The sequence below is a fragment of the Mycobacterium sp. genome, assembly GCF_032162605.1.
GTDB lineage: Bacteria > Actinomycetota > Actinomycetes > Mycobacteriales > Mycobacteriaceae > Mycobacterium.
This window is the reverse complement of sequence record NZ_JAVROT010000284.1, coordinates 22,577-29,345: the sequence shown is the minus strand read 5'-3', so window position 1 is coordinate 29,345 and position 6,769 is coordinate 22,577. Positions and strand designations below refer to the sequence as shown.

The window sequence follows — 6,769 nt, the reverse complement described above, 5'->3', positions numbered from 1 at the left end:
TGTCGTCGGCGTCGGTGAGCCAGCACCCCGAGGCCTTCGTGATGAACCGGGGCGTCCCACCGACGGCGCTGAAGGCACGGACCGGCGAGTTGACCCCGCCGGGGATCACCGCCGACGCGTCGGCGAACAGCCGTGCCGACGTTTCCGAACCGTCCACGGTCCCAGGGTCAGCACGCATGCCCACCAGTGTCCCAGCAGCGCCCGAGGCGTCAACTACAGGGTGTAGTGGGGGCAGGCCGGCCTGGTCGTCGCGCAGTGAGACGAGCCGGGATCGGGCCCTTGGCGACCGTGGTGAACGGCACCTCGACGGGAAAGTCGTCGGCGAGCGAAAGCACCTCGACCGACCTGATGATCGTCGCCAGCGCGAGCGTCGTCTCCAAGAGCGCGAAGTGCTCTCCGATGCACGACCGCGGCCCGCCGGCGAACGGGACGAACTGCCAGCGTTGGCGCTGTGCGACGGCGTCGGGGCTGAACCGCTCTGGATCGAAGACCAGCGGGTCCTCCCACAGGTCCGGATCCCGATGCACGGCTTGAATTCCCACGGCGACGATGCTGCCCTCCTCCACGCGGTAGCCATCTATCGCGATGTCCTGCAACGCCAGCCGACCGACCCCGGCCGCGGGTGGGCAAAGCCGCAACGACTCGTTGAGCACCTGACGGGTGTATCCGAGTGCCGACACGTCGTCGGGCGTCAGTTCACGATCGCCGAGTTCGGCGACTTCCGCGGCGATCCGGTTCGCAATGCCGGGATGGTGCCCAAGGGCCCACAGCGCGTAGGTGAGGGCCGTGGCGGTCGTGTCGTGTCCGGCAAGCATGAAGATCAGCAGGTCATTGCGGATGTCCTCGTCCGAGAGCGTATCTCCGGTGACCGGGTCGGCGGCCGCGATCAGCGCGTGCACCAGGGGGGCGTCGTGGGTCGGATCCCGGCGGCAACTCGCCAGGATGTCGTCGGCCACGCCAAGCATCGTCGCCACCGCCGCGCGGGCGCGACGACGCGCACGGGTGGGCAGCCAGCGCGGTGCTCGCAGCGGTCGGAGCGCGCGATCGGCGGTGTAGGACGACGCGACGTGCATGGTTTCCGCGATCACGTCCGCCCGCTCGTTGAGATCGAGTCCGAGGATCGAGCGGCCGAGCGATTGCATGGTCAGGCGGCGGCACGCCACGTCGAGGTCGACGTCGAGCCCGGCATCGAGACGGCCGCCCTCGCGCCAGTCGTCGACCACCGTCTGCGCCGCAAGGGACATGTGGCCGCCGAAGCGGCGGACGTTGTGGCTGGTGAACACCGGCTGCAGGGCCCGCTTGCGCGGTATCCATCGCTCGTTGGGGAGGACGAACAGGCTTTCGCCTGCCATGTGCCGAACCTCGTCGTGGACGAGGCAACGCTCACCCAGCTCGTGGTTTCGCGCCAGCAGGTCACCGATCCCGGTCGGCGAGGTGACCAGGACCAGCGGCGGGACGAGCCACTTCGGGCCCAGCTGGATACGGGTGACTGGACCACCGGCGTCGCGCAGCAGCTCTCCCCCGGTATTGAAGACCCTCACCGCCCTCAGCAACTGCCGATAGGACATGGGATTCTTCGGCACCGGGGGTAGAGCGCTGACGTCGTGCGGTTCTTTCGTCGCGACCATGACCCCCGAATGTTAGCGACGCCTGCAGCCTGCCGTCAGTTCGAACGGTGACCGGCAACCTCGGGCCTCATTGCAGCGTCAGCCAGTTGAGTCGCGCCTCTCGCGCGGCGGTTTCTGCGTCCCCTCGTTCGGCCAGATCGGCGATCTTCGCGTGTTGCGCGACCGAGGACCGCCCGGTGAGCGACGAGAAGCGGGCGCGTTCCATTCGCCGCAGCAGGGGGGTGTACTGATCGAGTACCGCGCGGATGGCTGCGTTGGCACAGAGATCGACCGCCACGGCGTGGAATTCGTCGTCGGCCACTATGGCACCTGCTACGTCCTCGGCGCCGAGAGCGGCGGCGAAGCGCTGGTTGGCGGTGCGCATGGCCGCGATGTGTTCGGGCCCCATCGCGGCGACGGCGTCACGAACCGCAAGCTCGTGCATCGCCGCCGTGACCGCCTGGGCATCCTTGCAGCTCCGCACGTCCAGGGGGCTCACGATGGTGTACTGCCCGGGACGGGTCCGGACCAGGCCTGCCGATTCGAGACGGGCCAGCGCCTCGCGGATCGGCGTCCTGCTCACCCCGAGCCACGCGGACAGCTCCACGTCCACCAACCGCTCCTCCGGTTCGAGCGTCCCGTCCACGATCGCGGCCCTGATCGCGGCGAACGCGTCTTCGCGAAGCAGCTGACGTTTGGGCGCGACCATCTTCCGTGGCACCGGCATGCAATATGGTGCGCCCGGCGGTGTGGTGCGTGTCAAGTCGGCTTCGCGTCGTCAGGGCGCTCCTGAGCTGGCCGGATCAATGCATTCGGCGTTCATTCGGGATTGCGATATATTGCGTATCGCAGCTGGTGTAGGTTGCCTCTCCTCGAAAGGGAACGCATGTCCATCCAGGATTTCGACCGCTACCCCTTGACCTTCGGACCCAGCCCGATACATCCGCTGGAACGACTGACTGCGCACCTAGGTGGTGCGCGGGTTTGGGCCAAGCGGGAGGACTGCAATTCGGGCCTGGCCTTCGGCGGCAACAAGACACGCAAGCTCGAATACCTCGTCCCCGACGCCCTGGCGAAGGGGGCCGACACATTGGTCTCGATCGGCGGCTATCAGAGCAACCACACCCGCCAGGTCGCCGCCGTGGCAGCGAGACTGGGGCTCAAGGCGCTCTTGGTGCAGGAGAAGTGGGTCGACTGGCCCGACCCGGTGAACGACAAGGTCGGAAACATCCTGCTGTCCCGCATCATGGGCGCCGACGTGCGCCTCGACCCGGCGGGCTTCGACATCGGTATTCGATCCTCTTGGGAGGCCGCGCTGGAGGAAGTGCGCCAGGCAGGAGGCACGCCCTACCCGATTCCGGCGGGCGCCTCCGAGCATCCGCTCGGCGGACTGGGCTTCGCGAACTGGGCGTATGAGGTCGAGGAGCAGGAAGCCCAGCTCGGCGTGTTCTTCGACACGATCATCGTCTGCACGGTCACCGGCTCGACGCATGCCGGCATGATCGCCGGCTTCGCCGGACAGGATCGACCGCGTCGCGTGCTGGGTGTCGACGCCTCGGCGACGATCGACAAGACGCGTGCGCAGGTCGAGCGGATCGCGCGAAACACCGCCGAGCTGATCGGCCTCGGCCGCGACCTACGCGACGACGAGATCACGGTCCTCGAAGGGTGGGCCGGGGACCTGTACGGGATTCCGGTGCAATCGACACTCGACGCGATCAGACTCTCCGGCCGGCTCGAGGCGATGATCATCGACCCGGTGTACGAAGGCAAGTCGATGGCCGCGCTGATCGACCTGATCCGGGACGGCACGATCCCGAAGGAGTCGAACGTCCTCTACGCCCATCTCGGAGGTCAGCCTGCGCTGAACGCCTATTCGGGTCTGTTCAGCTAGGCGTTGCTTCCCATCACGATCCGCGAGACGCCGGCCTCGGCGAGCGCTGAGGCGGGAAGGTCGAAAGACATCGGTACGGTGGCACCAGCGCTCACCGTCACCAGGGCGGGCATCGGCAGGCGCTTCGCTTTGTGACCCAACGGATCTCCCATCCCGCGCGCTCTCGGAGGAGTACGGACCTCGACGCGGCGCCGGACCCATCCCGTCCGCGATCTCGATCACGACGACCGTCGCGCGACCCCCCGAAAGCCTCATTGTTGCGCCGGGCAAGAGCGTGCTCGCTGATCCGACGGTGCTCACTGCAACGCCCGGGTCCGCCGGATCGTGGCTACCGACGCAGTTGCTCACCATTGCACCGAACGACACCACCGTCATCGCCTTATCGTGGCCGCCCGACACATCAGTGCTGCGCCAGGACGGGGCAACCCATCCAGGCTCGTATATCGGCGCATTCCACACCGACGACTGACAAGCCGGCGGTCCGAAGTTCTCCACTGTTTTCGCTAACGTGCGTGTGTTAGCGAGAGCCGTCCGTGTCGATACCCGGCAATCGAGGTCAGCGTCCGTGCCCGCATGGGCTGGCCTTTGAAGCGTTGGGTGAGCCAGGCCAGTACCAGCGGTGTGGACAACGGCAGCAGTGCATAGTGCTCGCTGAGGCGATCTCGCACATACGTCACCTGCGCGCCACCTTGACGGTAGCGCTCGACCTGTCCGTCGACGTCTTTGACGCTGATGATCTCGTCGTGCACGGCCTGCAGGACGAGAAGAGGCATTGTCGGGATGTGCATGCCCAGTTGGATGTCTGCCAACATCTCAACGACTTCCGGCAGCGCCAAAACGTCCGCCATGGGGATGTCGAGATGTCGATCGAGGTCGTGGTGGCTGAAGTGAGCGACGGCGATCGCCGTCGTCTGTTCCTCGATCGAACGCAGCAGGCGCTCACCGTCGGGAGTGGCGTGCTCTCGGATGACGCGGTCCAGGCCTGGGTAGACCCGGCGTAGTCCCGCTATCGCCATCAGGGGAAGCCCGGCGTGGAAACCGCCGTTGAGCCGCAGCAGCGCTGAGGCCATGTCACCAACGGGGGATCCGAGAACGGCTCCGACGATATTGAGTTCAGGTGCGTATGTCGGCGCCATTTCCGCGGCCCACGAGGTTGCCATCCCGCCACCGGAGTATCCCCACAGCCCGACCTGGTTGCCCGCCTCGAGTCCGAGCGGATCGAATGTCAACGCGGCCCGAATACCGTCTAGCGTTCGGTATCCGGGTTCACGCGGGGCGCCCCACGCGCCAGCCATCCCTTCGTGATCGGGAATCGACACCGCCCACCCCCGCGCGAGCGCCCGGCGTAGTACGAGGAACTCGAATTGTGCGATCGAGCCGGTGGCGCGCGCACCGAGGCGAAGTGCGTAGGAGGGGAAGCACCGCGAGGTCACCGCGTCGATCGCACTCTGAAACGACAGCAACGGCCGGGACTCCCCGCCAACAGCGCCGGCGGGTAGGACCACGGTGCTCGCCGAGATGCTCGGCTGTCCCCGCAAGTCGGTGGACCGGTACATCAGCTGCCATGCCGGCAACCGCTCCCGGGTCCGGCCGAAGAGAGCCAGCTCAACCTTCCGGCTGCGGACAACCTCGCCCGGCGTCAGCCTCTTCAGAGTCTCGGGCGGGCGATAGAAGGGATCCTCGACAGGCAACACCGGAGGCGCGCTGAGCTCGTATTCGCCGTCCGTACTCATCCCGGTGACGCTCATACAGTCCTTCCCGCGCAATAAGGCTCCGGATGCCGAACTCGCATCCACACTGGACTCCACCGAGCCCACTGCGCCGTGGCAGTACCGCTGTGATCACCGCCAACGCCAAACCGTCGTGACCTTCGCCGACGATGTTCCTTCACTATCAACACGTTACTTAGGGCAACTATGCCCACGTGATCACGACCGCCAGCGAGGCTCCGAGACCACATCCGGCGCGGAAATTCGTGACGCCACCTGGGGCCGTTCAACTTGATGAAACTCACGATGAAGATCGCAGGCGGCAGCGCATGAAGCGCTGCGGAATCTACGACGTGCTACCTACGCCCCATCCGCAACACCCGTACGGGTTGCGTCGGTCAAGCGCGTGGGAGGTTCACCTACCAAAGGTCCCCGACTCGCCAATCACAGATAAGCGCGGTTCCTGACTCCATGAGTTGGGTACCTGCCGGAGCAGGGAATACGAAGATGCGGTCTGCGCTGTCGTACGTGTCGACAATGCCGGCCGGGCTGTGCGCGGCAGTGGGGCCGGTCCAGTGATGCCAGCCGCGGGCCGCGTAGAAGGCGGCGGCAGTGTCGACGGCGTTGAGGGCGCCGATCTGGTGGCGCGTGCCGATGACGAATTCGGCGTGGTCCATGACCACGCGTCCCAGACCGCGGCCCTGCTGATCGGCCCGGACGGCAACGGCTTCGACGTAGCCGGTGTCGAACACCGTGGGGCCGTGTCGTAGAGCTCGAGGGGCGACGGATGCGTGCGCCACCAAGTCCTCGTCGTCGGTGATCATCACATGCACGCCGTCGATGCCGTGCAGCCAGTCGTGTGTTCGGAAGGTCGCTCCAAATGCCGACCGCACGAGCAACTCTGCATCTTTCAGCTCGGACGGCGTGAGTTCCCCGGGTTCAGTTATCGACACTTCGAGCACTCCTGCAGGCTGCCACGCAGTCATCCTTTGGGCTTAGCCGGCGCGCGGCTAATGCCACGTGGATTTCGCCATGGCCGCGGATCGTCAGCGACCCGGTGTACGAAGGCAAGTCGATGGCCGCGCTGATCGACCTGGGTCCGGGATGGCACGACCCCGAAGGAGTCCAACGTCCTGTTCGGCTAGGCGCGTTGCCCCACGTCACCGGGCGCAGGAGTGAGAGCGAAGACCGGATGGTCGGCGTCAGAGGGCAGCTTTTTCCAGTAGGCCGCGACGACCTTGCCCGCCAGCGGCCGGTAGACGGCGATGACAGGCGCCCGCTGCTGCACCGGGACCTCCAAGGCGACGAAGCCGACCCCACCGATCATCACGTTCGGGTCCGCACGCACGTTGCGCACCCACTCCGATTCCCCCCGCGTCGACACCAGGAACCGCACGCCATCGAGTACGGGCACCACCACGGGAATCTGCTGCGGTTGCTTGCTGCCCCGCTTGGTGACGGTGAGCGTCGCACTGCCACCGATGCCGAATCTCATCGCGAACCTGTTGAAGACCTTCGCGGTGAACCACGAAGGCTTGAGATAGGCCATGTTCTACGAG

General features: G+C 66.3%; 7 protein-coding genes and 1 pseudogene. 1 reads left to right on the top strand and 7 read right to left on the bottom strand.

Annotated elements, in window-relative coordinates:
• The 3 genes and pseudogenes from QOI01_RS16830 to QOI01_RS16820 form a co-directional block, all read right to left on the bottom strand.
• A pseudogene (locus QOI01_RS16830) lies at window positions 1–178 on the bottom strand (glutamate-1-semialdehyde 2,1-aminomutase); the annotation flags it as partial.
• 31 nt (window positions 179–209) lie between these two features.
• A complete protein-coding gene (locus tag QOI01_RS16825; protein WP_526382834.1) occupies window positions 210–1,628 on the bottom strand; it encodes a cytochrome P450 in 1,419 nt (472 codons plus the stop codon).
• A gap of 67 nt (window positions 1,629–1,695) precedes the next feature.
• Complete coding sequence (locus QOI01_RS16820) at window positions 1,696–2,334, bottom strand: GntR family transcriptional regulator (RefSeq protein ID WP_526382832.1); 639 nt, start codon at window positions 2,332–2,334, stop codon at window positions 1,696–1,698.
• A gap of 159 nt (window positions 2,335–2,493) precedes the next feature.
• On the opposite strand from QOI01_RS16820, the gene QOI01_RS16815 reads away from it, so the two are divergent.
• On the top strand, window positions 2,494–3,501 hold the full coding sequence (locus tag QOI01_RS16815) for a 1-aminocyclopropane-1-carboxylate deaminase (RefSeq protein WP_526382830.1): 1,008 nt from the start codon (window positions 2,494–2,496) through the stop codon (window positions 3,499–3,501).
• Here QOI01_RS16815 and QOI01_RS16810 read toward each other — a convergent pair.
• The 4 genes from QOI01_RS16810 to QOI01_RS16795 form a co-directional block, all read right to left on the bottom strand.
• A complete protein-coding gene (locus QOI01_RS16810) occupies window positions 3,498–3,641 on the bottom strand; it encodes a hypothetical protein (RefSeq protein WP_526382828.1) in 144 nt (47 codons plus the stop codon). The genes QOI01_RS16815 and QOI01_RS16810 overlap by 4 nt on opposite strands.
• A 363-nt stretch (window positions 3,642–4,004) precedes the next feature.
• Window positions 4,005–5,234, bottom strand: coding sequence for a lipase family protein (locus QOI01_RS16805; RefSeq protein ID WP_526382826.1), 1,230 nt, complete (start codon window positions 5,232–5,234; stop codon window positions 4,005–4,007).
• A gap of 395 nt (window positions 5,235–5,629) precedes the next feature.
• On the bottom strand, window positions 5,630–6,196 hold the full coding sequence (locus QOI01_RS16800; RefSeq protein WP_526382824.1) for a GNAT family N-acetyltransferase: 567 nt from the start codon (window positions 6,194–6,196) through the stop codon (window positions 5,630–5,632).
• A 155-nt stretch (window positions 6,197–6,351) separates the two neighbouring features.
• Window positions 6,352–6,759: a nitroreductase/quinone reductase family protein gene (locus tag QOI01_RS16795; RefSeq protein ID WP_526382822.1), complete on the bottom strand. Its 408-nt coding sequence runs from the start codon at window positions 6,757–6,759 to the stop codon at window positions 6,352–6,354.
• Window positions 6,760–6,769: the final 10 nt, after the last annotated feature.

Bases quoted from the DNA above. Each gene is read 5' to 3' on its own strand.
- QOI01_RS16825 (WP_526382834.1), bottom strand. From the start codon at position 1,628: ATGGTCGCGACGAAAGAACCGCACGACGTCAGCGCTCTACCCCCGGTG.
- QOI01_RS16820 (WP_526382832.1), bottom strand. From the start codon at position 2,334: ATGCCGGTGCCACGGAAGATGGTCGCGCCCAAACGTCAGCTGCTTCGC.
- QOI01_RS16815 (WP_526382830.1), top strand. From the start codon at position 2,494: ATGTCCATCCAGGATTTCGACCGCTACCCCTTGACCTTCGGACCCAGC.
- QOI01_RS16805 (WP_526382826.1), bottom strand. From the start codon at position 5,234: ATGAGTACGGACGGCGAATACGAGCTCAGCGCGCCTCCGGTGTTGCCT.
- QOI01_RS16800 (WP_526382824.1), bottom strand. From the start codon at position 6,196: ATGACTGCGTGGCAGCCTGCAGGAGTGCTCGAAGTGTCGATAACTGAA.
- QOI01_RS16795 (WP_526382822.1), bottom strand. From the start codon at position 6,759: ATGGCCTATCTCAAGCCTTCGTGGTTCACCGCGAAGGTCTTCAACAGG.